This is a genomic window from Burkholderia sp. RF4-BP95 (genome assembly GCF_001521985.1).
In the GTDB taxonomy this organism is placed as follows: Bacteria; Pseudomonadota; Gammaproteobacteria; order Burkholderiales; family Burkholderiaceae; genus Burkholderia; species Burkholderia diffusa.
Window position 1 is genome coordinate 18,656 of sequence record NZ_LOSX01000075.1, and the last position, 26,260, is coordinate 44,915.

Genomic DNA, 26,260 nt, shown 5'->3' on the forward strand with positions numbered 1-26,260 from the left:
AAGGTGGTGGGTCATGCAAGGATGGAAGAGACGCATAGTCTACGTCGTGATGTTCGAGGTACTCGGCATCCTCGTCGCATCGTCGGTGCTCGGCATGCTGAGCGGCGCGAGCGCGACGACGAGCGGCCTGCTCGGCGTGATGATCTCGACGACGGGCGTCATCGTCAATTTTCTGTACAACCTCGGGTTCGAGGCGTGGGAGCGGCGCCGCACGGAAACGACGCGCACCGTCGCGCGGCGCGTCGTGCATGCGATCGGTTTTCAGGTCGCGCTCGTGACGTTCCTGATCCCGCTGATCGCGTGGTGGCTCGACGTGTCGCTGGTGCAGGCGTTCCTGTACGACGCGGTGCTGATCGTCTTCTTCCCGATCTTCACGTTCGCGTACAACTGGTCGTTCGACAGCGTGTTCGGGTTGCCGGATGCGGTGACGCGCAAGCCCGAACCGATCATGTGACGCGGAGGCGAACGCGGACGAAGCGATGCGATGCAGGCAGTCCGCATCGCAGCGCTTCGAATGAGAAAGGGGAGTAAGCAACGGGCGGCGCGAATGCCGCCCGCGAGCGTTACGCGGCGACGAACTCGTGCACGTAACGGTTGAACACCGCGGGGCTCGCCGCGTTCATCCCGTGCGACGCACCGGTGACGGTCTGCCGTTGCGCATCGCCGATCCATTGCGACAGCGTGTCGACGTTGTTGCGGAACATCTTCGGGCTGCGCTGGCCGTCGATCAGCAGCGTACGGCACGCGATATCCGACGCCGTGTGCTGCGAATACGCGGGCAGCGGATCCTGAAGCTGCTTCGGCAGCGTGCTCGCGTTGTCGATCGCCATCGTGCGAAAGCGCGACGTGCTCTTCTTCCATGCGCCGGGCAGGCTCACCGAATCGACGAACATCTCGAGGCCGGCTTCCACTTCGCCTTCCCCGATCAGGTTCACGGCCTTCGTGCGCAGTGCGATCGCGGCGGCCGGCAGCGCGGCTTCGCGCACGCCCGGCTGCTGCAGCGGGCCGCCCGGATCGGCGAGCGTCAGCGTGTCGACGAGTTGAGGATGCTGGCGGGCGACGTTGAACGCGACGCTACCGCCTCGCGAGTGGCCGACGAGATGCACGGGGCCGAGATCGAGTGCGTCGATGAATTCGGCGAGCTCGTCGACGTGGTTCTGCCAGCTGAACTCGTCCTGGATGCCCGCTTCGACGGCCGGCCAGTAGTGGCTCAGGCTCGGCGCGATGCAGCGGTAATGGGCCGACAGCGACGCGAGTTGCGGCTCCCAGTAACGGTAGTCGCACAACGATCCGTGCACGAACACCATCGGCGCGCCGCTCCCCCGCTCGACATACGGCAGGCTGATGCCCGACGAAAGCGTCGCAAATTGCAGGTCCGGGTTCGCGAGCACCGACGGCTCGATTCGCATGTTCATGACTGAAAACTCAATGGGTGCGTCATCACGTCGCAACTATGCCTCACGGCAAGCTGCAAGGAAAACGCATAATTTTCATCGTCACGATCAATTTTATTGATGGCTCGGCTGAAAACCCTTGTCGCAGCGTGGGGATGTGGCGAAGCTTTCAATCATCTGATGATTGGCTGCGCGGATGAAAGCGCGGCGAAGGCCGCCGAACGCGGCCCGCGCATTACCGCACCACCAACGCCGGCGCGGTCTGAAGCTCGACGGGAAGATCGTTGTCGGCGGCGAACTGCATCGCGAAGTCGAACGCGTCGGTGCATACGTCGCGCAATTCGTCGGACACGAACAGGCATTTGACGCCGCCGTCGACGACCGGCATCGCGAGCCGCGACAGCGCGCACGGATAGCCGGGCCGCCGCTCGCCGACGAACAGCGTGATGACGCCCGCGAGCCGTTCGGGCCAGTCGCTCGGGCGGAACGTCCTGTGCGCGCGGGTGACACCGCGGATCAGGTGGCCGTCGATGCGGCCGCGTGCGGTGATGTCGATGCGATCCATGCCGTGCGTATCCTTTCGCGTCATTCGCCGCCGTCGGCCGCCGCGTCGCCGCGCGCGGGAATCCGCAGGTTGCGCAGCTTGTGATAAAGCGTCTTCTTCGGCATGCCGAGCGCAACGCTCGCATCCGCCACGTTGCCGTTGTGACGCCGCAGCATGTCCTCGATCAGCATCCGCTCGAAATACGCCATCTGCTCGGCAAGCGTGCCGCCCGCCGCCGGTTCGCCGCCGGACGACAGCAGGCTGTCGCCGGTCAGCCCGAGCACGAAGCGATCGGCCACGTTCTGCAGTTCGCGCACGTTGCCGGGCCATGCATGCGTCATCAGTTCGGACACCTGCGCAGCGGTGACGACCGGCGCCGGCTGCCCGAAGCGCCGCGCGGCCGCGAGCACGAAATGCTCGAACAGCAGCGGCACGTCCTCGCGCCGCTCGCGCAGCGGCGGCAGCTCGATCTGCGCGACGTTGAGCCGATACAGCAAGTCCGCGCGGAAGCGCCCGTCGGCCGCGAGTTCGGCGAGATCGGCCTTCGACGCGGCGACGACGCGGCAATCGACCGGAATCAGCTCGTTCGCGCCGAGCCGCTCCACCACGCGTTCCTGCAGCACGCGCAGCATCTTGATTTGCAGCGGAATCGGCATCGTCTCGATCTCGTCGAGAAACAGCGTGCCGCCGTGCGCCCATTCGATCTTGCCGATGCGCTTCTTGATCGCGCCGGTGAACGCGCCGGCCTCGTGGCCGAACAGCTCGCTCTCGAACACCTGCTCGGGCAGGCCGCCGCAATTCAGCGCGACGAAATGCGCATCGCGCCGGCCGCCGAAGTCGTGCAGGCTGCGCGCGATCAGTTCCTTGCCGGTGCCCGTCTCGCCGGTGATGAGCACCGACACCGACGTATCGGCGAGGCGCAGGATCTTCTTGCGCACGTCGGCCATCGAGGGCGACTTGCCGAGCACGAACGCCTCGATGCCTTGCCAGTTGTTGAGCGCCGCGCGCAGCCCCTGCACCTCGAGCGTGAGCCTGCGCTTCTCGACCGCGCGCGCGACGCGGCCGGCGATCACGTCCGACGAAAATGGCTTCTCGATGAAGTCGTATGCGCCGTCCTGCATCGCGCCGACGGCCGTCGAAATGTCGGCGTGGCCGCTGATCAGCACGACCGGAATCTGCGTATCGACGGCCATCACGCGTTCGAGCAGCTGCAGCCCGTCGATGCCCGGCATCCGCACGTCCGACACGATCACGACGGGCGCGCCGGGCGCGACGTGCGCGAGCGCGTCGGCGGCCGACGCGAACGCGTCGACCGGGAACCCCGCGAGCGCGACGGCCTGCTCGACGCCGATCCGGACGTTTTCATCGTCCTCGACGACCAGCACGCGAATCTCATCTTCCATGCTCTGTCCTTTGTTGCGGCGTGACCGCCGCGAATTCGATGGTGAACTGCGCGCCGCCGGCGTCGCGGTTCGTCGCGGCGATCTTCGCGCCGAACGCCTCGACGATGCGCGACGTGATCGCGAGGCCGAGCCCGAGGCCCTGGCCGCGCGGCTTGGTGGTGACGAACGGCTCGAACAGGTGCGGCAGCACCTCGGGCGCGATGCCGGCGCCGCTGTCGGCGACGGTGAGGCGCACGCGGCCGGCTGCGTCCGCATCGTCGGCTTCGATGACGATGCGCCGCACCGGCGCGTCATGCACCGCGTCGAGCGCGTTGCCGAGCAGGTTCACGATCACCTGCTGCAACTGGCTCGATTCCGCGGATACCGTCGTGCCGGGCGCGATGTTCACGTCGAGCTGCACGCCTTCGTCGCGGATCCGCGCATCGTAGATGAGCCGTGCGTGCGCGACGGCCTCGTTCAGCGACACGGCGACGCGTTCGACGTCGGGCTTGCGCGCGAAGGTCTTCAGCTCGCCGGTGAGCACGGCCATGCCGTCGACCAGCTTGCCGATCCGTTCGAGATTGGCGTATGCCGGCGCCGGCTGGCCGCGCTCGAAGAACGTGCGTGCGTTGTCGCACAGCGTGCGGATCGCGACGAGCGGCTGGTTCAGCTCGTGCGTGAGGCCCGCGGCCATCTGCCCGAGCACCGCGAGCTTGCCCGCGTGCACGACTTCCTGCTGCGAATCGCGCAGCCGCTGCTCGGTGCGTTCGCGTTCGACGATCTCGCGCTGCATCCGCTCGTTCGCGGCCGTCAGCGCGGCCGTGCGCTGCGCGACGGTCAACTCGAGCCGGTCGTTCGCGCGGCGCAGCGCGTCCTGCGCGTTCAGCCGCGCGACGATCGCCCGGCGGCGCTGGATCGCGTAGCCGACCAGCAGCGCGGCGATCAGGAACGCGCCGGTGACGAACACGAACGCGGTTTGCTGCTGGCGCCGCGCGCCGGCGATGTCGAGCAGCACCATCAGCGAGTCGCCGGCCTGCGGCGCGGGCCGCGACATCACGAGATAGCGTGTGCTGCGACCGGCGTGACGCGGATCCGGGAACGTGCCGAACCATGCGGCGGCGCTGCGGTCGCCGATGTGGCGGTACGGCAGCACGTCGACCGTGCGGCCCGCGTATTGCCGCGACGCCTGGATGTCGCGCTGCTGCTGCGCGGTGATTGGGCGCAGCGCGGTGAATTTCCACGCCGGCTCGGTCGAGATCACGACCACGCCGTTGCCGTCGACCACCATCGCGGCGACCCCCGGCGCGCGCCACGCGGATTCGAGCGGGTCGACGCTGATCTTCACGGCGGTCGCGCCGATCGGCACGCCGTCGTCGCGCACCGCGCTCGCGAAGTAGACGCCCGGCACGCCGGTGTTGGTGCCGATCCCGAAGAAGCGGCCGCTGCCGTGCGCCAGGGCATCCTTGAAGTACGGCCGGTACGACACGTTGGTGCCGACGAAGCTGATCGTCTCGTTCCAGTTGCTGGCGGCGATCACTTCGCCCTGCAGGTCGATCACGTCGACGGCACCGCTGCCCGCGTCGCGGTTCACGGCTTCGAGATACGTGTTCACGGTGTGCGTGAGCGCGGGCCGGTCTTGCGGCGCGGCGCGCAGCAGCGTGCGCACGCCGTCCTGGCGGGCGACCAGGCCGGGCAGGATCTCGAAGCGGCCGAGTTCGCTCTTCAGGCTCGATGCGTACAGGTCGAGCCGATGCGCGCCGGTTTCCTCGAGCGCGTCGATCGCGCGTTCCCATGCGAAATCGACGGCCGCGCCCGCCACGCCGACATACAGCACGGCGGCCGACGCCCACCCCCACCACGGGATTCCCTTGAAGCTCTTCTGCACGTTCGCCCTCATCGAAGCCCGCAACCGGTCGTCCGCAACCGGCCCCCGGAGCGACGCCCCGAACGACGCGCGCCGCGCGCCGGCAGGGCCGGCGGCGGCGCGTGCGAAGCAGCCTGCGCGACGGTGCGCGCAGCGGCGCGTCATCCGAAGTGCGCGACCAGGATCAGCGTCACCGTGACGACGATCGCGCCGCCGATGCGCGTCGCGATCTGCGCGAACGGCATCAGCTGCATCCGGTTCGCGGCGGTCAGGATCGCGACGTCGCCGGTGCCGCCTTGCCCGCTGTGGCAGGCGTTCACGATTGCGGTGTCGATAGGGTACATCTTCAGCAGGCGGCCGACCACGAAACCCGTGCCCATCAGCGTCGCGACGGTCGACACGATCGTGACGACGTTGACGATCGTGAAGGCGGCGGTCAGCTTGTCCCACGGCGTCATCGCGACGCCGATCGCGAACAGCAGCGGATACGTGACGGCGGTCGAGAAGAACTTGTAGACGACGAACGCGCCTTCCTGCAGCGGCGGCGACACCGCGCGCGCGAGCTTCACCAGCACCGCGAGGAACAGCATCGCGACCGGCGCGGGCAGGCCGAACAGCTTGTGCGCCATCAGGCCGACGAGGTACAGCGTGATCGCCGTGATGCCGGCGCCCGCGATGTGCGTGACGTCGACGTGGCCGCGGATTTCTTCGCTTTCCGGCGTCATGTCGCCGCTTTCGCCCACCTGCAGGCGGCCGTTGCCGGTCAGGTGCGGCAGGCGCTTGCCGAGCATGTCGAGCGCGCCCGACAGGATGATCGCGGTCAGGCTGCCGAGCATCACCGGCGGCAGCACCATCGCGAACATCTCGCCTTGCGGCAGGTGCATCAGTTCCGAATAGCCGATCGACAGCGGAATCGCACCTTCGCCGACGCCGCCCGCCATGATCGGCACGACGATGTACAGCAGCGTGTGGCGCGCGCCGAGGCCGAGCGCGGTGCCGACCGCCGTGCCGACGATCGCGGCCGCGACCGAGCCGGCGGCGAGCGGAATGAAGATCTTCACGAAGCCCTGGATCAGCACGCGCCGGTCCATGCTCAGGATGCTGCCGACGATGATCGACGCGATGAACAGGTACAGGAAGTTCGTCGACTTCGTGAACTCGACGGTCAGGTTCAGCACCGGCTTCGGCAGCACGTGGTAATAGGTGAGCGCCGACGGCACGAAGGTCGCGAAGATCGCGGCCGCGCCGATGTTGCGCAAGAGCGGCAGGCGCTTGCCGAGTTCCGCGCAGGTGAAGCCGAAGAACGCGAGCACGGCGATCGCCATCGAGATCTCGCCGGGCACCTTGCCCGTCACCGCGAAGCCGACGATCAGCCCGAACAGGATCACGTAGACCGGCAGCGGGATGATGCCGATGCGGATTTCCATCAGCTTCCACCAGCCTTCCGGCCAGAAGCGCTCGCGCGTGGCGGGACCGGCTTCGGCAATCGGCTCGGCACGGGTGGGGGTAGGGATTGAGGTCTGCAAGACGTGTCTCCTGATGTTGGAATGCCTGCATGGCTTCGCGGCATCGTGTGCCGTCTATTACGCAACCCCCGTGCCAGAAATTCGGCCTGCCGGAATATTTTCAATGCATTGATTCATAAAGGATTTGTTTCGTCTGCGGAAAGGGTTCAGCCGCAGGCTGGCCGAGATTTCGGAATTCGCCCGCCGGCCAGGCCGAGATTTCGGCCAACTGGCCACCCGGGCGGCCGCCCGCGCGGCGGATCGCGCGCCATATCGCCGCACGCGATTTTCTTCGCACAATCGCTTCGTAGACCGCCTTCCCGCCGCTCTCTATCATCGGCTGATCCTTTTCCGATGCGACGACGACTGTCCGGAGAACGCCCGCGCGTTCGCCGCGGCGTCGCTCATCCGTCGATACCGTCTTTGGACAGGAGAGTGGTTCCCATGCTGCATGCCGTCTTTTCCACCCGCTTTTCCCCCGGCCGCGTGGCCAGCCTGCTGGCCGCCGCGCTGCTCGGCGTCGCGATGCTGAACGGCGCGCGCGCCGACACCGCGCCGCTGAAGGTCGGCATCTCGACGAGCCCGCAGATCGATGCGCTGAAGATCGCCGCGAAGGAGGCGAAGGAGCAGGGCCTCGACGTGCGGATCGTCGAGTTCACCGACTGGAATACGCCGAACGCGGCGCTCGCGAACAAGGACATCGACGTCAACTACTTCCAGCACATCCCGTTTCTCGAGAACGCGAAGAAGCAGGGCGGCTACAACTTCGTGTCGATCGCGCCCGGCACGATCATGAAGATCGGCCTCTATTCGAAGAAGGTGAAGCGCTTCGACGAGCTGAAGGACGGCGCGCGCGTCGCGATCGCGAACGATCCGGTGAACGGCGGGCGCGGGCTGTTGCTGCTGCAGCGCGCGGGTCTCATCACGCTGAAACCGGGCGCCGACTACCGCGCGACGACGCACGACATCGTGTCGAATCCGAAACACCTGAAGATCATCCCGCTGGAAGCGTCGCAGCTCGCGCGCTCGCTCGACGACGTCGATCTCGCGCAGGGCTACCCGAGCTTCATCAAGCTCGCCGGCACGACCGACCCGAACAGCGCGCTGCTGTTCGACGGCACCGAGAACAAGAACTTCGCGATCCAGTGGGTCGTGCGGCCGGAGAGCGTGAACGATGCGCGCATCCGCAAGTTCATCGCGATCTACCAGCACTCGCCGGCGGTGCGCCGGGCGCTCGACAACGCGTTCGGCTCGCTGTACGCGATCGCGTGGTGACGGAGGCGACATGACGACGGCGAACCGCAAGAAGATCCTGCTCAACGCGTTCAACATGAACTGCGTCGGGCACATCAACCACGGGCTGTGGACGCATCCGCGCGACCGCTCCGCGCACTACACCGATCTCGACTACTGGGCCGATCTCGCGAGGACGCTCGAACGCGGCAAGTTCGACGGGATCTTCCTCGCGGACATCGTCGGCGTGTACGACGTGTTCGGCGGCGGCCCGGACGCCGCGCTGCGCGAATCGGTGCAGGTGCCCGTCAACGATCCGCTGCTGCTCGTGCCCGCGATGGCGCAGGTCACGCAACATCTCGGCTTCGGCGTGACCGCGAACCTGACCTACGAGCCGCCTTACCTGTTCGCGCGCCGCATGTCGACGCTCGACCACCTGACGAAGGGGCGCGTCGGCTGGAACATCGTGACCGGCTATCTCGACAGCGCCGCGCGCGGGATGGGCCTCGCGCAGCAGATCGGCCACGACGACCGCTACGAACGCGCGGACGATTACATGGACGTCGTCTACAAGCTGTGGGAACAGAGCTGGGACGACGACGCGGTGATCCGCGATGCGCACGCGCGCGTGTTCGCGCAGCCGGGCAAGGTGCGGCGCGTGAAGCACGACGGGCCGTTCTATTCGGTCGACGCGATTCACCTGAGCGAGCCGTCGCCGCAGCGCACGCCGGTGCTGTACCAGGCCGGTTCGTCGGCGCGCGGCGTCGAATTCGCGGGGCGGCATGCGGAATGCGTGTTCGTGAACGGGCAGAGCAAGGCCGCCGCGCGCGCGGCCGCGCTCGACATTCGCGCGGCCGCCGCACGGCAGGGGCGCGACCCGGCATCGATCAGGATTTTCGCCGGCGTGAGCGTCGTGACCGCCGAGACCGAACGTCTCGCGCGCGAGAAGTTCGACGAATACCGGCGCTACGCGAGCCCGGAAGCCGGCCTCGCGCATTTCGCGAGCTCGACCGGCATCGACTTCGCGAAGTACGGCCTCGACGAGCCGATCTCGTACGTGAAGACCGACTCGATCCAGTCGGCCGTCGACGCGATCTCGCGCAAGAGCACGACCGGCACGTGGACCGTGCGCCGGATGCTCGAACAGATGTCGCTGGGCGGCCGCTATGCGCCGATCGTCGGTTCGCCGTCGCAGGTCGCGGACGAACTGCAGTCGTGGATCGACGAGACGGGCATCGACGGTTTCAACCTGACGCGCACCGTGATGCCCGAGTCGTTCGAGGATTTCGTCGACTGGGTCGTGCCGGAACTGCAGAACCGCGGCGTCTACAAGGAAGACTACGATCCCGCCCCGACGCTGCGCGAGAAACTGTTCGGCGCCGGCGCACGGCTGCCGGCCTGGCACACGGGCGCGCGGCACCGGCCCACCGCCGCACCGGCGACGGAACCCGCGCATCCCGCGCATGCATGAACGTGACGGAGCGAAGCGATGACGCAATTGTTCGATACGCTGGGTTTCATCGAGGCTTCGGCCGCGCGGGCCGGCGCAGGCGCGCACGCACAAGGGGCGCATGACGAAGCGGCCGCACGCGCCGACGGCGCCGCCGTGTCGCTCGCGCACGTCGGCAAGGTGTTCTCGACGCCGCGCGGCCAGGCCGCCGCGCTGCGCGACGTGACGCTCGACGTGCGGCGCGGCGAGGTGTTCGGGATCATCGGCCGCAGCGGTGCCGGCAAGTCGACGCTGCTGCGGCTCGTGAACGGCCTCGAGCGGCCGAGTTCGGGCAGTGTGCGAGTGCAGGGCGTCGACGTCGGCGCGCTCGACGAGGACGGGCTCGTCGCGCTGCGGCGTCGCACCGGCATGGTGTTCCAGCATTTCAACCTGCTGTCGGCGAAGACGGTGTTCGAGAACGTCGCGCTGCCGCTGAAGATCGCCGGCGTGCCGAAAGCCGAGCGCACGCGCAAGGCCGAGGCGTTGCTCGACCTCGTCGGGCTCGCCGCGAAGCGCGACGCGTATCCGGCGAGCCTGTCGGGCGGCCAGAAGCAGCGCGTCGGCATCGCGCGGGCGCTGGTGCACGACCCGGAGGTGCTGCTGTGCGACGAGGCGACCTCGGCGCTCGATCCCGAGACGACGCAATCGATCCTCGCGTTGCTCGCCGACATCAACCGCCGCCTCGGGCTGACGATCGTGCTGATCACGCACGAGATGGAAGTGATCCGCGCGGTCTGCGACACGGTCGCGGTGATCGAGCAGGGCGAGGTCGTCGAAACGGGCCCGGTGTGGCGCGTGTTCGGCGATCCGCGCCACGGCGCGACGCGGGCGCTGCTCAGCACGCTCGTGCACGACCTGCCGGCCGAACTGGCCGCGCGCGTGCGGCCGTTGCCCGAGCAGGCCGCGCTGCCCGACGGCGCGCAGGTGGTGCTCGACGTTCGCTATACGGGCGAGAGCGGCGGCGAGCCGGACGTCGGCGCGCTCGCGGCGGCGCTCGGCGGTTCGGTGCGGTTTCTGCACGGCGGGATCGAGCGGATCCAGGGCCATGCGCAGGGGCGTCTCGTGATCGCGGCGTCGCCGCCCGCGGATGACGCGGGGCCGCCGTCGGCACGCGGCGGCGCGGTCGCGGCACTGCTCGAACGCGCACGCCGCCATGCGAACCACGCGGAGGTGCTCGGCTATGTTTGAACTCTGGTGGCCCGAACTGCTCGACGCGATCCGCGACACGCTGTCGATGGTCGCCGCGTCGGCCGCGATCGCCGCGCTGATCGGCATCCCGCTCGCGGTGATCCTCGTGACGACCGCGCCGGGCGGCATCTACGCGCGGCGCGGCGTGAACGCGGTGCTCGGCGCGCTCGTCAACGTGTTCCGCTCGACGCCGTTCATCATCCTGCTCGTCGCGCTGCTGCCGTTCACGCGCGTGCTGATCGGCACGACCATCGGCGTGTGGGCGGCCGTCGTGCCGCTGTCGATCGCCGCGATTCCGTTCTTCGCGCGGATTGCCGAGGTGAGCCTGCGCGAAGTCGATCGCGGGCTGATCGAGGCCGCGCTCGCGATGGGCGCGAAACGTCGCCACATCGTGTGGCACGTGCTGCTGCCGGAAGCGCTGCCCGGCATGCTCGGCGGCTTCACGATCACCGTCGTCGCGCTGATCGGCTCGACCGCGATGGCGGGCGCCGTCGGCGCGGGCGGGCTCGGCGATCTCGCGATCCGCTACGGCTACCAGCGCTTCGACACCACCGTCATGGTGACCGTGATCGTGATCCTGATCGCACTCGTTTCGGCCGTGCAAATCACGGGCGACCGCCTGGTCCGACGCGTGACCCGGCGTACCTGAGCGGCGCCACGAGCGCCGGCTCTTTTCATTGAAGACCCTGAGAGAACCATACCCATGACCTTACCTACCGGCGCGCCGCGCGAATGGAACGGACAATTCGAGGAAGCGCTGTTTCTGGACGTCGCGCGACGCCATCGCCCCGACTTCCCGGACAAGCTGGCGACACCGCCGCGCGAGCCTCGCGATGAAGACGAACGGGCCGCCGTCGCCGACTACTACACGAAGATGGCGTCGCACGACCTGTTCATCGTGCAGGTCGTCGCGAAGGCGATCGACACGCTGTTCCGCGACGACCCGCATTTCCAGCTGATCCTGTCGCGTCAGCTCGGCGACGACGGCGCGCACGCCGTGATCGGTCGCGAACGCGTGACCGAACTGACGGGCCGCGATCCGCTGCCGGAAGTCGATCGGCTCGTCGCCGCGCACTGGGAACGCATCGGAGACATCGCGGTGCGCGACGTCGCGGGCTTTCTCGCGTTCGAATGGCATTACGAACTGCACATCCTCGCGAAGCTGTGGATTCAGCGCAAGACCGGCCGCATCGCCGACGGCGCGATGCGCGAGCACGGCGAGAACCGGATTCGACCGGACGAGGAGTGGCATCGCGTGCAGATCGTCCAGTGGTGGTTCGACACGTTGAAGGCGCTGCCGGCCGCCGAGCGCGACGCGCTGATCGATCGCGTGATCGCGGCCGACGAGGAAACGCAGGCACGGCTCGACGGTTATCTGCACGACGAATATGCGCACACCGCGCACGTGTTCGGTGCCGATATCGCCGAATACCGCGCGATCTACGACGACTGGCGGCGCGAAATCCTGTCGCGGCTGACCGGCCGTCGACTCGGCGCGCTGGTGCCGCTGTCGAGCGATGTCGTTGCGCACGCAACCGTTGCACAGGAAGCCGTCGCATGAACGATCCTCGCGGCCCGGCGACGCTGGCGCCGGACTCCGACGCACGCGCGATCGACGCCGACGCGCTGGCGCGTGCGATCGACGCGCTGCGTGCGACGGCCGCCGCGCGCGACCGCGCGGGCGGTCATGCGGCCGACGAGAAGCAACGGCTCGCCGACGCGGGCCTGCTGACGCTCGCGGTGCCGCGCGAATTCGGCGGACAGGAAGCCGAGTGGCCCGCGATCTACGACACGATCCGGCGGATCGCGCGCGTCGACAGCGCGCTCGCGCATCTGGTCGGGTTCCAGGTCCTGCAGGTGGTGAGCGTCGACGTGTGGGGCAGTGCGGCGCAGCGCGAACGCTATCTGCGCGGCACGGTCGAGCATCGCTGGTGGTGGGGCAATGCCGTAAACCCGCTCGATACGCGGCTGGTGGCGACCGCGACGCCGGACGGCGGCTACCGGCTCGACGGCGTGAAGGGATTCTGCTCGGGCACGCGCGGCTCGCAGTGGATGACCGTGTCCGCGCATGATCCGGAAACGGGCCGCGCCGTGTTCGGCGTCGTGCCGACCGATCGCGACGGGATCACGGTCAACGAAGACTGGGATCCGGTCGGCCAGCGCCAGACCGACAGCGGCAGCGTGCGCTTCGACGGCGTGACGCTCGCACCGGACGACGTGCTGCACCGGTCCGAGACGCCGCCGACGCCGCGCGCGACGCTGCGCACGCTGGTGTCGCAGCTCGTGTTGACGAACCTGTTCGTCGGGCTTGCGGAAGGCGCGCTGGCCGAGGCGCGCGAATACGTGTTGGTGCACGGCCGGCCGTGGATAAACTCGGGCGTCGCGCAGGCGAGCGACGATCCCTATACGCTGCAGCGCTTCGGCGACATGCGCGTGCAGGCGGTTGCGGCGGCGTCGCTGGCCGACCGCGCGGCCGTCGCGTTGCAGCGGGCATGGACGCGGCGCGACGCGCTGACGGCTGGCGAACGTGCCGAAGTGGCGCTCGCGGTGTCGGACGCGAAGATCGTCGCGCAGCGCGCGGCGCTCGACAACGGCGAGGCGCTGTTCGATGCGTGCGGCGCGCGCGCGACGGCCGCATCGCTCGGCCTCGACCGCTTCTGGCGCAACGCGCGCACGCATACGCTGCACGATCCGCTCGACTACCGGCTGCGCGACGTCGGCCGGTTCGCGTTGACGGGGGAATTGCCGCAGGCGTCGCTGTATACGTAGCGTCGGCAAGCCGTCCGCCGACGCTACGCAGCTCGGTGTCGCCTACCAGCGATAGCCGACGCCCGCGCCGGCGCCGAACGAGCCGTGGCCCGACACCGCCGTCGTGATCGAGCCTTTGACGAGCCATTTCGTCGTCGCGACCGACAGGCCGACCGCCATCGCGCTTTGACCGCCGTACGTGCCGCCGCCGAGCGCAACGACCTTCTCGCCGGGCAGCACGGCCTGCGGCAGGTTGGCCATCGCGATCGCGCTCGCCGTGCCGGCGTTCGCGTCCTTGCGGTACTTCGACATTTCTTCGCGCACCGAATTGATCGCGCCGTTCAACTGGCGCACGTTGACGCCGTCCGTCGGCGCTGTGCCGTCGGCCACGTTGGTCAACTGGCGTTCGGCACCCGGCGCGCCGATCGAAACCGTGTTGTCGCGATCCGCGATCGAGTTCGCGCCCAACGCCACGGCATTGTTGGCGCTCGCGCGGCTGTTCGTGCCGATCGCGGTGGAGTCCGTGCCGGACACGTTCGAGCCGGTGCCGATCGCCGTGCCGTTCGTGGCGGTGACCTTCGAATTCGTGCCGATGGCCGTGCCGTTCGTCGCGGTGACGGTCGAATTCACGCCGACCGCCGTACCGTTGTCGCCCGAGACGTTCGAGCCGTTGCCGACCGCCGTTCCATTCGTGGCGGTGACCGACGTATTCGTGCCGATCGCGGTGTCCGTCGTGTCCGTCACCGTGCCGCTCGGGACGCTCGACGAGATCTTGCCGACGGTGGTGGTCAGCGCCGCGAGATCCGTCGTCAACGTCGAAACCTGGCTTGCGATCGAGAACAGCTGCGAACCGTTGACGGCGTCCGTGCTGGTTGAGCTGATTGCACCGGCCGCGACGTTCACGATCTGCCGCTCGGCACCGGCGCTGCCGACGCTGACCACACCGACCGGCGTGCCCGCGAAGCCGCTGTAGCTGACGCCGTTGAGCGTTACGCTGCTCACGGTCGTGAACGCGCGCGTCGCTGCATTCGAGCCCAATGCGACGGAGTTCGCGTCGGCGGCGTTCGCGCCTTCGCCGATGGCGACCGCGTTCACGGCGGATGCCGTCGCGCGGGCGATGGCCACGCTGCCGGTTGCGGACGCCGAGCTGTCGATGCCGAGCGCGACCGCATCGTTGGCGCCGGCGTTCGCCTGGAAGCCGAGGGCCGTCCCGCCGGCTGCCACGCTGCCCTTGCCGACCGCCGTCGAGAACGTCGCGGTCGCGCTCGCGCCTTGTCCGACCGCCGTTGCCTGGTCGACGGCCGAGGCACCCTGACCGAATGCCGACGCGGTGGCTCCATTGGCGATCGCGCCGTCGCCGACTGCCGTCGCCTGGATACCGGTTGCTCGGGTAAGCGCGCCGAGCGCCGTTGCGTGGTCTCCGTTGGCGGTGGAATTGCCGCCGACTGCGGTTGCCTGCGTGCCGGTCGCGCCGGCCATGCGGCCGATCGCGACGGTTTCGCTATAGGCGCCGGTCGACGAACCGGAGTTCGCCACCGCCGCGGTGCCGATTGCCACGTTGTCACAACCCGTTGCGGTCGCCGGATACGTGCTGCTTCCCGAGATCGCGATGTTGCCGACGCAGCCGCCCGACGTTTCGGTCGATGTGCCGTTCTGCACGTAGTCGGCCCGCGCCGGCGCGGAGGCGGCGAATGCGACCATGGCGGCGCTGACCGCGACGGCAAGCGTGGCCTTCGACTTCTTCGGTGCGCGTCGTGCGGAAAGTTCCAACCCTCGTTGATGCTTGTTCATTTCGTGTTCCCAGGCTCAATGTAAAAGTCGTGTTGTGTTTTGCACGGTCCGCGCACGATTTCACGCTCGCATCGAATCGTTCGTGTCTCTTTCGTGACAGGTGCCGCCTGTCCATCCGGCAAACAAAAGGTCTACTAATCAAATTCGACATTCGCCGGTATTGAAGAGACAAGAACCGCGCACGGATCGCAGCTACGTGCTTCGGTCGCGGCCACATCCGAACTTCGGGGATCCGAAGCTCGAGCCGCGACGACGCATTTTGATTGGCCTCGGCCGAGCCTATGTTTGCCGCGGCGTCTGAACGCTATGTTTCGGGAGAAACTCGGTCGGTGAGGGGGGCGGTGGTGGGCAGGTGGTGTGGCGCGCTCGTGCGGGTAGGCGTCTCGTCGTGCGGCACTTCATCGTCGAATTCCGTCCCGACCGTCATTGCGACGGCGGGAATGCCGTAGACATCGTCCGCGTGCGGGAACTCGGCTTTCTCGATCGATTTCATGTCGCCGGCGCGCGAGAGCGACAGCCGCGTACCGGGCGGCATCTCGATGCACGGCAGACGCGCGCTTTTCTCGAGCGCCGGATGCTTCGCGGTTTCTTCCTTTCTGATATTCGCCCCGGCCCGCCGCCCGATCGCCGCCAGGAACGAAATGCCGAGAACGATGAAGAAGGTGCCGGAGAAAATCGGGTGCCGCCGCCGGTGTGGCCCGGACGGCGAACGGCATTTCAGGATCTTGTACGAACGGACTTCACTGTAGTGTTCCGGCGCATCGATCCGATGACGGCAGCGCGCACGCCCTCGCTTTTCCGCATGCCTAGATCGGCAGACGTACCGTCTGCTTGATGCGCTTCAGCGGGATCTCGGTTTCGACGTTGCGTACGCCTTCGATCCGGGTGAGCGTCTCCATCTGAAAGCGCTGGTAATCGTCCAGATCCTTCGCGATGACGCGCAGCAGATAGTCGTAGCTGCCGGCCATCAAGTGGCATTCGAGCACCTCGGGCGCCTGCTCCATCTCGCGCGCGAAGCGTTCGACGGTGGTCTTGTCCTGGCGTTCCAGCGTGACGCGCACGAATGCCGTGAATCGCAGCTCGACGGCCGCCGGGTTCAGCAGGGCGACGTATGCGTCGATGACGCCCTGTTCCTCGAGCAGGTGAACGCGGCGCAGGCAGGGCGTGGGCGAGAGGCCGGCCTGCTGCGCGAGCTCGGCATTCGTCTGGTTCGAGTTTCGTTGCAGCGCACGCAAAATGCGCCGGTCGATGGCGTCCAGCTTGATTGGCATTTTTAGCTACCAAGAATGTTGATGTTGGAGAATAACGCCAAATCAAGCATCGAAAGTAGCTAATTTCGCAGCCATTCTCCACGGCAACTTGCCGATAATCCGATGACTGCCCGGCCCCGGAGGCGTGTGCGATTCCCGTCCGTCGCTCCCGGTGCCGCTTTCAGGAGAATTCCGATGCCGCATGTAGCCTGGTTGCCGTTCATGGCCACCTCCCTTCTGATCATTCTGACGCCGGGCCAGGACATGGTGCTCGTGATGTCGCGCACGCTATCCGGCGGCACGCGGGCGGGCCTCGTGACCGCGGCGGGCGTCAGCGTCGGGTTGCTCGTGCATACGATGCTCGCGACGCTCGGGCTGGGCGCGCTTCTTCAGGCATCCGAATGGCTGTTCACTGCATTGAAGATGATCGGCGCGCTGTACCTGCTGTACCTCGGCATCACGCTGCTGCGTTCGTCCGGCGAGCTGACGCTCGCGAGCGGTCGCGCCGCGCCGGCGTCCGGGTTGCGCACGTTCGCGCAGGGCGCGCTGTCCAACGTGTCGAATCCGAAGGTCGCGCTGTTCTATCTCGCGTTTCTGCCGCAGTTCGTGCCCGCGGGCGCCGCGCATCCGATGGTGTCGCTGTTCGTGCTCGGCACGACGTTTGCCGGCCTGACGTTTCTCGTCAAGGGGCCGGTCGCGCTGTTCGCCGGCCTGCTGTCGACGTCGATCCGGCGTAATCCGCGCATCCTGACCCGCATGCACCGGGTGAGCGGCGCGGTGCTCCTCGGGCTGGGCGTGAAGCTGGCGTTCGAGCGTCGTTGACGATGCTCACTAAGCCGGCAGCGCATCCGCCAGCGCGCGCATCGCGTCCGCCGTTTCCGGATTCGCCGGGAAAAACGCCTCGATCGCGAGTTCCGACAGCGTGACGTCGACCGGCGTGCCGAACACCGTCGTCGTGCTGAAGAACGTCAGTTCGCCGGCGGCCGTGCGCAGCCGCAGCGGCACCGCGATGTCCGCGTAGTCGGCGCGCGCATGCGTGTCGTCGGGCTGGCCGGCCGGTGCCGGATACGCGGCGAGTTCGTCGCGCAGCGCGTGCAGCGTGCGGTCGCCGCTCGCGTCGATCTGCCGTTGCAGCCGGTGCAGGATATGCGCGCGCCATTCGTGCCAGTTGACGATCTGCGGCGCGAGGCCGTCAGGATGCAAACTCAGGCGCAGCACGTTGACGGGCGGCTGCAGGAGCGCCGGATCGGCCTGCGCGACCAGCGCGCCGAGCATCCGGTTCGCGGCGAGCAGCGTCCAGTGGCGATCCACCGCGAGTGCCGGGTAGGGCTCGTGGCCGCGCAGCACGGCTTCGACCGCGTGGCGCGCTGCATCGAGCTGCGGATCGGAGAAGGGCCGCTCGCGAAACAGCGGCGCATAGCCAGCCGCGACGAGCAGCGCGTTGCGCTCGCGCAGCGGCACGTCGAGGCGCTCCGCGAGATGCAGCACCATCTCCCGGCTCGGCTGCGCGCGCCCCGATTCGACGAAGCTCAGGTGCCGCGCGGACACCTCGGCCTCCAGCGCGAGGGCCATCTGGCTCAGGCGCCGGCGTTGACGCCAGGTGCGCAGCAGCGAGCCGATGCCGGACGCGCGGCCGGCGGACGGGGGGAGCGATTGAAGGGCGGCGGTCGAGTTCATGACGAGGATGATAGGCAATCCCGCGCGCATCGGGCATTACCTGCGAGGTAAGCATTCCGGATCGATGTGCATCGGGTGTGCATCGCCGCCTCCGCCCGCTGCCGCCCGGGGCGCCCTTCCGCCCCCGCATTTCGATCCCGGATGCGCGCCGACGCTGCGTTACCATAGCCCTCGTGCCACCTGAGAGGCGGCACCGGACCCGCGACCACCACACCCGGGCCGGATGCCGCGCACATTCACAACAAGGCATTCCAGGGGAATCCAACAATGAAAAAACTCGCCGTCCGCGTCGCCTGCGTGGCGATGCTCGCGCTCGCCGCAACCGGCGGCCATGCGCAGACCGAAGCCGCGCAGGTCGAAATGAGGGCCGCCGCCGCGGCCGCCAACAAGGTCGTCGTGAAGGGGCCGGCCGATATCGACGTCAAGCACGAAGCCGTGCTGAAGCTGAAGGAAGGCGAATCGTTCGTGCCGGCCGCCGAAGCCGGACGCTACCTGCGCTCGATGGGCAACTCGATCGACGAATCGAAGCTGGTCGGCCTCGTGCTGCCCGAGGACCCGGACGCCGACTGGATCTCGGTCGTGTCGTTCGAGCCGAGCGGCTACATTCGCGACGACGACGCGAAGGACTGGAAACCCGGCGAATTGCTGAAGAGCCTGCAGGCCGGCACCGAGGAAAACAACCCGGCGCGCAAGGAGCGCGGGCTGCCCGAGACCGAGGTGGTCGGCTGGGCGCAGGCGCCCGCGTACGACGCCGCCACGCACCGGCTCGTGTGGTCGGCGATCATCCGCGACAAGGGTGCGGCCGCGAACGCGGAGAGCGACGGCGTGAACTACCGGACGCTCGTGCTCGGCCGTGACGGCTACCTGTCGCTGACGATGGCGTCGACGCTCGCCGATCTGCCGAAGTACAAGGCTTCGGCCGACGACCTCCTCGCGAACATCCGCTTCAACGACGGCAAGCGCTATGCCGATTTCAACAAGTCGACCGACCACGTCGCCGAGTACGGGCTCGCGGCGCTGATCGTCGGCGTCGGCGCGAAGAAGCTCGGGCTGCTCGCGCTGATCGGCGCGTTCGCCGTGAAGTTCTTCAAGATCGGCGCGGTCGCGTTGCTGGCAGGCGGCGCGGCGCTGAAGCGCTTCTTCGGTCGCAAGCCGAAGCCGGCGGCCGTGCCGGTCGTCGCCGATGCAACCGACGCAGCCGCCGTGTCCGGCACGGAGCGCAAGGAATGACGAAGCTGCTGCTGCTGATCTTCGGTGGCCTGAAGCTCGGCAAGGTGCTCATGTCGGCGGGCACCATGCTGGCGTCGATCGCGGTCTACGCGCTGTTTTACGGGTGGCGCTTCGCGGCCGGTTTCGTCGCGCTGCTGCTGGTCCACGAAGCCGGCCATTACGTGGCCGCGCAGCGACGCGGGCTCGACGTCGGGCTGCCGACGTTCATTCCGTTCGTCGGCGCGTGGATCCAGCTGAAGGAGATGCCGCACGACGCCGAAACCGAAGCGTACGTCGGGCTGGCCGGGCCGTTCGTCGGCACGCTCGGCGCGCTGGCCTGCTACGCGGCCGCGCGGCACTACGACAGCAACCTGCTGCTCGCGCTCGCCTATACGGGCTTCTTCCTGAACCTGTTCAACATGATTCCGCTGTCGCCGTTCGACGGCGGGCGCATCACGGCGGTGCTGTCGCCGCGCATCTGGTTCGCGGGCGTGCCCGTGCTGATCGCGCTGTTCGCGTACCGGCCGAGCCCGCTCCTGATCGTGATGGCGATCCTCGCGTTGCCGCAGTTGAAGCGCGCCTGGCGTTACGATCCCGACGCGCCGGAGAACCGCGCGTACTACACGACGTCGGTCGAGACGAAAACGACTTACGCGCTTTTCTACGTCGGCCTGCTCGCGTTTCTCGCACTGATGACGTCCGGCGTGCACGACATGCTGCGCGTCGCGCATTCGGCGGCCTGAGCGATGTCAGAACGGCGGCCGGTTGTGCGTGGCCGCCGTCGTCTTTGCCAGCCGCTCGGCAATTGCGCGATCACGTATGCCCCAGCTGAACGCCGCGACGGTGAACAGCATCGCCAGGATCCAGTAGCGCACGGCGGTGCGGCGGGCGGTGCGTGCAAGATCGATCGGAAGATCGCGAGGGGAGGTTTGATTGGGTGCTTTAACATACGTCGTCGTATGACATGGCCAGAAGTTCATGAGGCCTCGCCGAACCCGAAACTTCGGGTTTTCCCTTGGCGAAGCGGCGTGAAATGGCCAACATTTGGGCAAAGCCCGAAGGGATAAGGGTTTCGCGCAGAGTGTGGCAGGATCGACGATCGGCGCGAATCGTGAAATCGTGTCGGCAGACATCGTATCTGTTGAGCTACAATGAACCAATCATTCCCGAAACACGGAGCACACCCCATGCAACTGACTGGAGAGATGCTGATCGGCGCCGATGCGGTGGCCGGCTCGGCCGGTACCCTGCACGCGTTCGACCCGACGAAGGGCGCGCCGATCGATGCGCCGGCCTTCGGCGTCGCGACGCAGGCGGACGTCGACCGCGCGTGCGAGCTCGCGCGCGACGCGTTCGACGCGTACCGCGCGCAGCCGCTGGCGGCCCGCGCGGTGTTTCTCGAAACGATTGCCGACGAAATCGTCGCGCTCGGCGACGCGCTGATCGAGCGCGCACACGCCGAAACGGGCCTGCCCGTCGCGCGGCTGCAGGGCGAGCGCGGCCGCACCGTCGGCCAGCTCCGGCTGTTCGCGCGCGTCGTGCGCGACGGACGCTTCCTCGCCGCGTCGATCGATCCCGCGCAGCCCGCGCGCACGCCGCTGCCGCGCTCGGACCTGCGGCTGCAGAAGGTCGGGCTCGGGCCCGTCGCGGTGTTCGGCGCGAGCAACTTCCCGCTCGCGTTCTCGGTGGCCGGCGGCGATACCGCGTCGGCACTCGCGGCCGGCTGCCCGGTGATCGTGAAGGCCCATGAGGCGCACCTCGGCACGTCCGAGCTGGTCGGCCGCGCGATCCGCGCCGCGGTCGCGAAATGCGGGATGCCGGCCGGCGTGTTCTCGCTGCTGATCGGCCCCGGCCGCGTGACCGGCGCGGCGCTCGTCAGCCATCCGGCGGTGCAGGCCGTCGGCTTCACCGGCTCGCGGCAGGGCGGCATGGCGCTCGTGCAGCTCGCGAACGCCCGCCCGCAGCCGATTCCCGTCTATGCGGAAATGAGCAGCATCAACCCGGTCGTGCTGTTCCCGGCCGCGCTGGCCGCGCGCGGCGACGCGATCGCGACCGGCTTCGTCGATTCGCTGACGCTCGGCACCGGCCAGTTCTGCACGAATCCGGGCCTCGTGCTGGCGGTCGATGGCCCCGATCTCGACCGCTTCGAGTCCGTCGCGGCACAGGCGCTCGCGAAGAAACCGGCCGGCGTGATGCTGACGAGCGGCATTGCCAATGCGTATCGCAATGGCCGCGGCAAGCTGGCCGAACTGCCGGGCGTGCGCGAAGTCGGCGCGGGCGAGGCGGCGCAGACCGAATGCCAGGCAGGCGGCGCGCTGTACGAAGTCGCCGCGCCGGCGTTCCTGGCCGAGCCGGCGTTCGGCCACGAAGTGTTCGGGCCGGCATCGCTGATCGTGCGTTGCCGTGATCTCGACGAAGTCGCACGCGTGCTCGAGGCACTCGAGGGCCAGCTGACGGCCACGCTCCAGATGGACGCCGACGACAAGCTGCTCGCGCGCCGCCTGCTGCCGATCCTCGAACGCAAGGCCGGGCGCCTGCTCGTCAACGGCTACCCGACCGGCGTCGAAGTGTGCGACGCGATGGTGCACGGCGGGCCGTTCCCGGCGACGTCGAACCCGGCGGTCACGTCGGTCGGCGCGACCGCGATCGATCGTTTCCTGCGGCCGGTGTGCTATCAGGACTTCCCGGACGACCTGCTGCCCGAGGGGCTGCAGGAAAGCAATCCGCTCGGCGTTCCGCGGCTGCGGGACGGAAAGGCGGAGTGACGGTGCAGCGGCGCGGCGCGAAGCCGGGCCGCTTGCTGAACGACTGAAAGCGGGGGCGGCCGGCGGGTTGCCCCCGCTTTTTTCACGATGGCTTCCGCGTCGCCGGAATTTCTCCTACAGTAGCGGGGCCTCGGGCCGCCCGGCCCGCAGGCGAGCCTGAGAGACCACAAAATTCCAAGAGGGAACCATCCGATGAACATCAGCAAGCGCGGCGACCACCTGTTCGCCGCCGGATTGTGGAAGGCGATCGGCGACGTCGCGCATTCGGTGCGCAGCCGGATCGGCCAGTACAGCGAAGGGCGCGTGCTCGCGAATGCGCTGCTGGAATTCCAGCGCGACCTGGGCGGCAGCGAATTCGACGTGACCATCAACCAGGGGCGGCCCGTCACGGGCTCCGATGCGCATTCGCTCATGTTCGGCCTCGCCGTGCGACGTTTCCGGCAGGACATGGAAGCGCTGGTGTTCGCGCTCGAGCATCGCCGCAACATCGACGACCGCGACCAGAGCCTGCGCACCGAAGCGCTGATGCAGGCCAACAGCGCGCTTCTGACCGCGAAGCAGTCGGCGACGATCACGGTCGGCCGGTTCTTCGACGCGGTCGTCGATCGCGACGTGCTGGGGCAGATTCTCGGCGACGGGTCGAACGCACGCGTGCGTGCGGGTGCGCAAGGGCAGATCGAAGCGACCCGGATCAAGCTCGGCAACGTGCGTCACCGGATCATCGGCGTCATCGCGCAGATGTGACCGCGCGCATCGCGGCGGGATGCGTGGCATGACCGCCGCTGCAAACGACCGCGGCCGGCAGGCGCCGGCCGCGATGCAACACAGGCAACGAGCCGGCCGCGGTGTCGTCGAAGGCGCCGCGCCGGCCGTATCCGCTTACTGCGGGCCCATCTTCCTGATCAGCACGTCGAGTTCGGCCATTTCGGCGTCGGTGAGGTCGACGAGCGGCGCGCGCACCGGGCCCGCGTCGTGGCCGACGAGCTTCGCGCCCGCCTTCACGATGCTGACCGCGTAGCCCGCACGACGGTTGCGGATCTTCAGGTACGGCAGGAAGAATTCGTCGATCAGGCGGCCGACCGTTGCGTGGTCGTCCTTCGCGATCGCTTCGTAGAACGCCATCGCCGTCTTCGGGATGAAGTTGAATACGGCCGACGAGTACACCGGCACGCCGAGCGCCTTGTACGCGGCCGCATAGACTTCGGCCGTCGGCAGGCCGCCGAGGTACGCGAAGCGGTCGCCGAGGCGGCGGCGGATCGTGACCATGCTCTCGATTTCGCCGACGCCGTCCTTGAAGCCGATCAGGTTCGGGCAGCGGTCGGCGAGGCGCTCGAGCATGTCGGCGTTCAGCTTCGAATTCGCGCGGTTGTACACCACGACGCCGATCTTCAGCGCGCGGCACACCTGCTCGACGTGTTCGGCGATGCCTTCCTGGCTGGCTTCGGTCAGGTAGTGCGGCATCAGCAGCACGCCGCTCGCGCCGAGGCGCTCGGCCTCCTGCGCATATTCGATCGCGACGCGCGTGCCGCCGCCGGCGCCGGCCAGGATCGGCACCTTGCCCTTGCAGGTTTCCGTCGCGACGCGGATCACGTCCGAATACTCGCGCTGCGTGAGCGAGAAGAATTCACCGGTGCCGCCGGCCGCGAACAGCGCGGTCGCGCCATACGGCGCGAGCCATTCCAGACGCTCGGCATAGGTGGTCGGGCGGAAGCTGCCGTCCGCGTCGAAGTCCGTCAGCGGAAACGACAGCAGGCCGTGGGAGATGATCTGTTTGAGTTCTTGCGGTGAGGTCATGGTTGGGTCGTCCGTCTAGCGCGAGGGCTGGGTTCGTCGGGTACGCCATCCGAGCCATATTGGCGATGTCGTTGTATGTCATCGTACAACGCAGGAAAGCGCAGCGCAAGCGGTTTGCCGGCGGGTAAAGGGTAGGGTCTTTCCGGATAAGGGTTTACGCAGCATCGCGGGTTGACGTCGAATGTCATATGATGACTAACGATTTGGCTGGTAGCCTTCCAGGAATTCCAATGACTGCTTCCCCCCTTTATATCCGCGTGCACCCGGACGACAACGTCGCGATCGTCGTCAACGACGGCGGCTTGCCCGAGGGCGCGACGTTCGCCGACGGCCTGACGCTGCGCGAAGGCGTGCCGCAAGGGCACAAGGTCGCGCTGGTCGACCTCGCGGCCGGCGACCCGATCGTCCGCTACAACGTCGTGATCGGCTACGCGCTCACCGAGCTGCGCCGCGGCAGCTGGGTCAACGAGCGCACGATGCGCATGCCCGAGCCGCCGGGGCTCGACGACCTGCCGCTCGCCACGCGTGCCGCGCCGCCGCTGGCGCCGCTCGAAGGCTATACGTTCGAGGGCTTTCGCAATCCCGACGGTTCGGTCGGCACGCGCAACATCCTCGCGATCACGACGACCGTGCAGTGCGTGTCGGGCGTCGTCGAGCATGCGGTGAAGCGGATCAAGGACGAACTGCTGCCGCGTTACCCGAATGTCGACGACGTGGTCGGGCTCGAGCACACGTATGGCTGCGGCGTCGCGATCGATGCGCCCGATGCCGACATCCCGATCCGCACGCTGCGCAACATCAGCCTGAACCCGAACTTCGGCGGCGAGGTGATGACGGTGAGCCTCGGCTGCGAGAAGCTGCAGCCGGAGCGCCTGCTGCCGCCCGGCGCGATTCCGCTGGCGGCCGACGGCGCGACGGACAACGGCGGCGTCGTGTGCCTGCAGGACGCCGCGCACGTCGGCTTCAACTCGATGATCGACTCGATCATGACGATGGCCGAATCGCATCTCGAGCGGCTGAACCGCCGCCGTCGCGAAACCTGTCCGGCGTCGGATCTCGTCGTCGGCGTGCAGTGCGGCGGCAGCGATGCGTTCTCGGGGCTGACCGCGAACCCGGCGGTCGGCTTCGCGGCCGACCTGCTCGTGCGCGCGGGCGCGACGATCATGTTCTCGGAAGTGACCGAAGTGCGCGACGGCGTCGCGCAGCTCACGTCGCGCGCGGCGAACGAGGACGTCGCCCGCGAGATCATCCGCGAGATGGACTGGTACGACCGCTACCTGCAGCGCGGCCGCGTCGATCGCAGCGCGAACACGACGCCCGGCAACAAGAAGGGCGGCCTGTCGAACATCGTCGAGAAGGCGATGGGTTCGATCGTGAAGTCGGGCAGCGCGCCGATCGCCGGCGTCGTGCGTCCCGGCGATCGGGCGCGGCAGAAGGGGCTGCTGTACGCGGCGACGCCCGCGAGCGATTTCATCTGCGGCACGCTGCAGCTCGCGGCGGGGATGAACCTGCACGTTTTCACGACCGGCCGCGGCACGCCGTACGGCCTCGCGCAGGTGCCGGTGATCAAGGTCGCGACGCGCAGCGATCTCGCGCGCCGCTGGCACGACCTGATGGATCTCGACGCGGGGCAGATCGCGACCGGCGCGGCGTCGATCGAGGACGTGGGCTGGGAGCTGTTCCGGCTGATGCTCGACGTCGCGAGCGGCAAGCGCCGCACGTGGGCCGAGCAATGGAAGCTCGCGAATGCGCTGACGCTGTTCAATCCGGCGCCGGTGACCTGACGCGCGCGATCGAAACGGCAGACGATGCGGGCGCCTTCGGGCGCCCGTTTTTGCTTGCGGCGACGCGATTTCCTTACCTCGAACGTAATCGACCGCCCATGCGAGGCCGGCGACGATGGCGGCACGCGAACACGAAACGTCCGCGGCGCTGTCCTTCCTTTATCCAGACCAGGAGCCTCGCATGAACACCGCCCAAACCGTCCAGTCCGCACACGCCGATCTGATCGACCGCTATTTCGACGCGTGGAACGAGCCCGACGTCGCACGCCGGCGCGCGCTGATCGATGCGACCTACGCGAGCGACGCGGCCTATCGCGATCCGCTGATGGCCGGCGACGGCCACGCGGGCATCGACACGATGATCGCCGCGGTGCAGGCGCGCTTCCCCGCGTTCCGATTCCGCCGCACGACCGACGTCGACGGGTTCGGCCAGCATCTGCGCTTCTCGTGGGCGCTCGTGTCGCCCGACGGCGCGGCGATCGTGAAGGGTTCGGATTTCGGCATCGTCGATGCGTCGGGACGCCTGAAGTCGGTCACGGGTTTCATCGACGAAATGCCGGGCGCGGCGTCGTGACGTGAGCGATGCCTGCCCCGCGGCCGCCGGGATCGGGTAACTTATGCCATTCGTTCCCGATCCCGGAGA

25 protein-coding genes and 1 pseudogene are annotated in these 26,260 nt (G+C 68.1%); 15 read left to right on the plus strand and 11 right to left on the minus strand.

The window, feature by feature from the left end; translation table 11 throughout:
• The first annotated feature begins 13 nt into the window (after window positions 1–13).
• Window positions 14–454 (plus strand): PACE efflux transporter, encoded by a 441-nt coding sequence (locus WS46_RS26560; protein WP_059692280.1) that lies wholly within the window; start codon window positions 14–16, stop codon window positions 452–454.
• 109 nt (window positions 455–563) lie between these two features.
• Here the strand turns inward: WS46_RS26560 and WS46_RS26565 are convergent, their stop codons facing one another.
• From WS46_RS26565 to WS46_RS35640, 6 genes are all read right to left on the minus strand, one after another.
• Complete coding sequence (locus WS46_RS26565) at window positions 564–1,415, minus strand: alpha/beta fold hydrolase (protein WP_059692281.1); 852 nt, start codon at window positions 1,413–1,415, stop codon at window positions 564–566.
• 214 nt (window positions 1,416–1,629) lie between these two features.
• Entirely contained in the window at window positions 1,630–1,959 is a 330-nt protein-coding gene (locus WS46_RS26570) for a DUF3579 domain-containing protein (protein WP_059692308.1), read from the minus strand.
• A 20-nt stretch (window positions 1,960–1,979) separates the two neighbouring features.
• Entirely contained in the window at window positions 1,980–3,341 is a 1,362-nt protein-coding gene (locus WS46_RS26575; protein ID WP_059692282.1) for a sigma-54 dependent transcriptional regulator, read from the minus strand.
• Window positions 3,331–5,217, minus strand: coding sequence for an ATP-binding protein (locus WS46_RS26580; protein WP_059692307.1), 1,887 nt, complete (start codon window positions 5,215–5,217; stop codon window positions 3,331–3,333). The genes WS46_RS26575 and WS46_RS26580 overlap by 11 nt, the downstream gene beginning before the upstream one ends.
• Before the next feature lie 128 nt (window positions 5,218–5,345).
• Complete coding sequence (locus WS46_RS26585) at window positions 5,346–6,710, minus strand: 2-hydroxycarboxylate transporter family protein (RefSeq protein ID WP_059692283.1); 1,365 nt, start codon at window positions 6,708–6,710, stop codon at window positions 5,346–5,348.
• Window positions 6,711–6,810: 100 nt separating this feature from the next.
• The gene (locus tag WS46_RS35640; protein WP_156443190.1) at window positions 6,811–7,026 is read right to left on the minus strand and encodes a hypothetical protein; all 216 of its coding nucleotides are present in this window, start codon (window positions 7,024–7,026) and stop codon (window positions 6,811–6,813) included.
• A 107-nt stretch (window positions 7,027–7,133) separates the two neighbouring features.
• On the opposite strand from WS46_RS35640, the gene WS46_RS26590 reads away from it, so the two are divergent.
• From WS46_RS26590 to WS46_RS26615, 6 genes are read left to right on the plus strand one after another with little or no spacing between them, the layout of a single operon-like run.
• Window positions 7,134–7,964 (plus strand): MetQ/NlpA family ABC transporter substrate-binding protein, encoded by an 831-nt coding sequence (locus WS46_RS26590; protein WP_059692284.1) that lies wholly within the window; start codon window positions 7,134–7,136, stop codon window positions 7,962–7,964.
• Between the two features lie 10 nt (window positions 7,965–7,974).
• Window positions 7,975–9,393, plus strand: coding sequence for an LLM class flavin-dependent oxidoreductase (locus tag WS46_RS26595; protein ID WP_059692285.1), 1,419 nt, complete (start codon window positions 7,975–7,977; stop codon window positions 9,391–9,393).
• Between the two features lie 18 nt (window positions 9,394–9,411).
• A complete protein-coding gene (locus WS46_RS26600) occupies window positions 9,412–10,599 on the plus strand; it encodes a methionine ABC transporter ATP-binding protein (RefSeq protein WP_059692286.1) in 1,188 nt (395 codons plus the stop codon).
• On the plus strand, window positions 10,592–11,248 hold the full coding sequence (locus WS46_RS26605; RefSeq protein ID WP_047902352.1) for a methionine ABC transporter permease: 657 nt from the start codon (window positions 10,592–10,594) through the stop codon (window positions 11,246–11,248). The genes WS46_RS26600 and WS46_RS26605 overlap by 8 nt, the downstream gene beginning before the upstream one ends.
• A 54-nt stretch (window positions 11,249–11,302) precedes the next feature.
• On the plus strand, window positions 11,303–12,160 hold the full coding sequence (locus WS46_RS26610; RefSeq protein WP_059528427.1) for a hypothetical protein: 858 nt from the start codon (window positions 11,303–11,305) through the stop codon (window positions 12,158–12,160).
• On the plus strand, window positions 12,157–13,368 hold the full coding sequence (locus WS46_RS26615; RefSeq protein ID WP_059692287.1) for an acyl-CoA dehydrogenase family protein: 1,212 nt from the start codon (window positions 12,157–12,159) through the stop codon (window positions 13,366–13,368). Before WS46_RS26610 ends, WS46_RS26615 begins: the two co-directional genes overlap by 4 nt.
• A 42-nt stretch (window positions 13,369–13,410) precedes the next feature.
• Here WS46_RS26615 and WS46_RS26620 read toward each other — a convergent pair whose 3' ends face one another.
• Window positions 13,411–15,138, minus strand: a complete 1,728-nt coding sequence (locus tag WS46_RS26620; protein ID WP_059692288.1) for a YadA family autotransporter adhesin — start codon at window positions 15,136–15,138, stop codon at window positions 13,411–13,413.
• A gap of 388 nt (window positions 15,139–15,526) precedes the next feature.
• Here WS46_RS26620 and WS46_RS35645 point away from each other — a divergent pair, with 388 nt between their 5' ends.
• Window positions 15,527–15,973: a hypothetical protein gene (locus WS46_RS35645; RefSeq protein WP_156443191.1), complete on the plus strand. Its 447-nt coding sequence runs from the start codon at window positions 15,527–15,529 to the stop codon at window positions 15,971–15,973.
• Here the strand turns inward: WS46_RS35645 and WS46_RS26630 are convergent.
• Window positions 15,945–16,409 carry an Lrp/AsnC family transcriptional regulator gene (locus tag WS46_RS26630; RefSeq protein WP_082721818.1) on the minus strand — a complete coding sequence of 155 codons (465 nt, stop codon included), beginning with the start codon at window positions 16,407–16,409 and terminating at the stop codon, window positions 15,945–15,947. The two genes, WS46_RS35645 and WS46_RS26630, sit on opposite strands and share 29 nt — an antisense overlap.
• A 174-nt stretch (window positions 16,410–16,583) precedes the next feature.
• Here WS46_RS26630 and WS46_RS26635 point away from each other — a divergent pair, with 174 nt between their 5' ends.
• Complete coding sequence (locus WS46_RS26635; RefSeq protein ID WP_059692290.1) at window positions 16,584–17,210, plus strand: LysE family translocator; 627 nt, start codon at window positions 16,584–16,586, stop codon at window positions 17,208–17,210.
• Between the two features lie 9 nt (window positions 17,211–17,219).
• On the opposite strand, the gene WS46_RS26640 is transcribed toward WS46_RS26635, so the two are convergent.
• The gene (locus WS46_RS26640; RefSeq protein ID WP_059692291.1) at window positions 17,220–18,065 is read right to left on the minus strand and encodes a helix-turn-helix domain-containing protein; all 846 of its coding nucleotides are present in this window, start codon (window positions 18,063–18,065) and stop codon (window positions 17,220–17,222) included.
• Between the two features lie 267 nt (window positions 18,066–18,332).
• Here WS46_RS26640 and WS46_RS26645 point away from each other — a divergent pair, with 267 nt between their 5' ends.
• Window positions 18,333–19,295, plus strand: a complete 963-nt coding sequence (locus tag WS46_RS26645; protein WP_059692292.1) for a DUF2167 domain-containing protein — start codon at window positions 18,333–18,335, stop codon at window positions 19,293–19,295.
• The gene (locus WS46_RS26650) at window positions 19,292–20,017 is read left to right on the plus strand and encodes a site-2 protease family protein (RefSeq protein WP_059508586.1); all 726 of its coding nucleotides are present in this window, start codon (window positions 19,292–19,294) and stop codon (window positions 20,015–20,017) included. Before WS46_RS26645 ends, WS46_RS26650 begins: the two co-directional genes overlap by 4 nt.
• Before the next feature lie 47 nt (window positions 20,018–20,064).
• Here the strand turns inward: WS46_RS26650 and WS46_RS34550 are convergent.
• Window positions 20,065–20,254, minus strand: a pseudogene (locus tag WS46_RS34550) (MFS transporter); the annotation flags it as partial.
• A 207-nt stretch (window positions 20,255–20,461) separates the two neighbouring features.
• Here WS46_RS34550 and WS46_RS26655 point away from each other — a divergent pair.
• The gene (locus WS46_RS26655) at window positions 20,462–22,039 is read left to right on the plus strand and encodes an aldehyde dehydrogenase (NADP(+)) (RefSeq protein ID WP_059692293.1); all 1,578 of its coding nucleotides are present in this window, start codon (window positions 20,462–20,464) and stop codon (window positions 22,037–22,039) included.
• 192 nt (window positions 22,040–22,231) lie between these two features.
• On the plus strand, window positions 22,232–22,783 hold the full coding sequence (locus tag WS46_RS26660) for a hypothetical protein (protein ID WP_059692294.1): 552 nt from the start codon (window positions 22,232–22,234) through the stop codon (window positions 22,781–22,783).
• A gap of 135 nt (window positions 22,784–22,918) precedes the next feature.
• On the opposite strand, the gene kdgD is transcribed toward WS46_RS26660, so the two are convergent.
• The gene (gene kdgD, locus WS46_RS26665; RefSeq protein ID WP_059528402.1) at window positions 22,919–23,833 is read right to left on the minus strand and encodes a 5-dehydro-4-deoxyglucarate dehydratase; all 915 of its coding nucleotides are present in this window, start codon (window positions 23,831–23,833) and stop codon (window positions 22,919–22,921) included.
• Window positions 23,834–24,063: 230 nt separating this feature from the next.
• Here kdgD and garD point away from each other — a divergent pair, with 230 nt between their 5' ends.
• Window positions 24,064–25,617, plus strand: coding sequence for a galactarate dehydratase (gene garD, locus WS46_RS26670; RefSeq protein WP_059692295.1), 1,554 nt, complete (start codon window positions 24,064–24,066; stop codon window positions 25,615–25,617).
• Between the two features lie 181 nt (window positions 25,618–25,798).
• A complete protein-coding gene (locus WS46_RS26675; RefSeq protein ID WP_059692309.1) occupies window positions 25,799–26,191 on the plus strand; it encodes a nuclear transport factor 2 family protein in 393 nt (130 codons plus the stop codon).
• The last annotated feature ends 69 nt before the right edge of the window (window positions 26,192–26,260 follow it).

What these genes read in the sequence shown, in the direction of transcription:
- WS46_RS26565 (WP_059692281.1), bottom strand. Translation starts at nt 1,415, where the DNA reads ATGAACATGCGAATCGAGCCGTCGGTGCTCGCGAACCCGGACCTGCAA.
- WS46_RS26635 (WP_059692290.1), top strand. Translation starts at nt 16,584, where the DNA reads ATGCCGCATGTAGCCTGGTTGCCGTTCATGGCCACCTCCCTTCTGATC.
- WS46_RS26660 (WP_059692294.1), top strand. Translation starts at nt 22,232, where the DNA reads ATGAACATCAGCAAGCGCGGCGACCACCTGTTCGCCGCCGGATTGTGG.
- WS46_RS26620 (WP_059692288.1), bottom strand. Translation starts at nt 15,138, where the DNA reads ATGAACAAGCATCAACGAGGGTTGGAACTTTCCGCACGACGCGCACCG.
- WS46_RS26615 (WP_059692287.1), top strand. Translation starts at nt 12,157, where the DNA reads ATGAACGATCCTCGCGGCCCGGCGACGCTGGCGCCGGACTCCGACGCA.
- kdgD (WP_059528402.1), bottom strand. Translation starts at nt 23,833, where the DNA reads ATGACCTCACCGCAAGAACTCAAACAGATCATCTCCCACGGCCTGCTG.
- WS46_RS35640 (WP_156443190.1), bottom strand. Translation starts at nt 7,026, where the DNA reads ATGATAGAGAGCGGCGGGAAGGCGGTCTACGAAGCGATTGTGCGAAGA.
- WS46_RS26675 (WP_059692309.1), top strand. Translation starts at nt 25,799, where the DNA reads ATGAACACCGCCCAAACCGTCCAGTCCGCACACGCCGATCTGATCGAC.
- WS46_RS26650 (WP_059508586.1), top strand. Translation starts at nt 19,292, where the DNA reads ATGACGAAGCTGCTGCTGCTGATCTTCGGTGGCCTGAAGCTCGGCAAG.
- WS46_RS26595 (WP_059692285.1), top strand. Translation starts at nt 7,975, where the DNA reads ATGACGACGGCGAACCGCAAGAAGATCCTGCTCAACGCGTTCAACATG.
- WS46_RS26655 (WP_059692293.1), top strand. Translation starts at nt 20,462, where the DNA reads ATGCAACTGACTGGAGAGATGCTGATCGGCGCCGATGCGGTGGCCGGC.
- WS46_RS26570 (WP_059692308.1), bottom strand. Translation starts at nt 1,959, where the DNA reads ATGGATCGCATCGACATCACCGCACGCGGCCGCATCGACGGCCACCTG.
- WS46_RS26600 (WP_059692286.1), top strand. Translation starts at nt 9,412, where the DNA reads ATGACGCAATTGTTCGATACGCTGGGTTTCATCGAGGCTTCGGCCGCG.
- garD (WP_059692295.1), top strand. Translation starts at nt 24,064, where the DNA reads ATGACTGCTTCCCCCCTTTATATCCGCGTGCACCCGGACGACAACGTC.
- WS46_RS26610 (WP_059528427.1), top strand. Translation starts at nt 11,303, where the DNA reads ATGACCTTACCTACCGGCGCGCCGCGCGAATGGAACGGACAATTCGAG.
- WS46_RS26575 (WP_059692282.1), bottom strand. Translation starts at nt 3,341, where the DNA reads ATGGAAGATGAGATTCGCGTGCTGGTCGTCGAGGACGATGAAAACGTC.
- WS46_RS26630 (WP_082721818.1), bottom strand. Translation starts at nt 16,409, where the DNA reads ATGCCAATCAAGCTGGACGCCATCGACCGGCGCATTTTGCGTGCGCTG.
- WS46_RS26645 (WP_059692292.1), top strand. Translation starts at nt 18,333, where the DNA reads ATGAAAAAACTCGCCGTCCGCGTCGCCTGCGTGGCGATGCTCGCGCTC.
- WS46_RS26605 (WP_047902352.1), top strand. Translation starts at nt 10,592, where the DNA reads ATGTTTGAACTCTGGTGGCCCGAACTGCTCGACGCGATCCGCGACACG.
- WS46_RS26590 (WP_059692284.1), top strand. Translation starts at nt 7,134, where the DNA reads ATGCTGCATGCCGTCTTTTCCACCCGCTTTTCCCCCGGCCGCGTGGCC.
- WS46_RS26640 (WP_059692291.1), bottom strand. Translation starts at nt 18,065, where the DNA reads ATGAACTCGACCGCCGCCCTTCAATCGCTCCCCCCGTCCGCCGGCCGC.
- WS46_RS26560 (WP_059692280.1), top strand. Translation starts at nt 14, where the DNA reads ATGCAAGGATGGAAGAGACGCATAGTCTACGTCGTGATGTTCGAGGTA.
- WS46_RS26580 (WP_059692307.1), bottom strand. Translation starts at nt 5,217, where the DNA reads ATGAGGGCGAACGTGCAGAAGAGCTTCAAGGGAATCCCGTGGTGGGGG.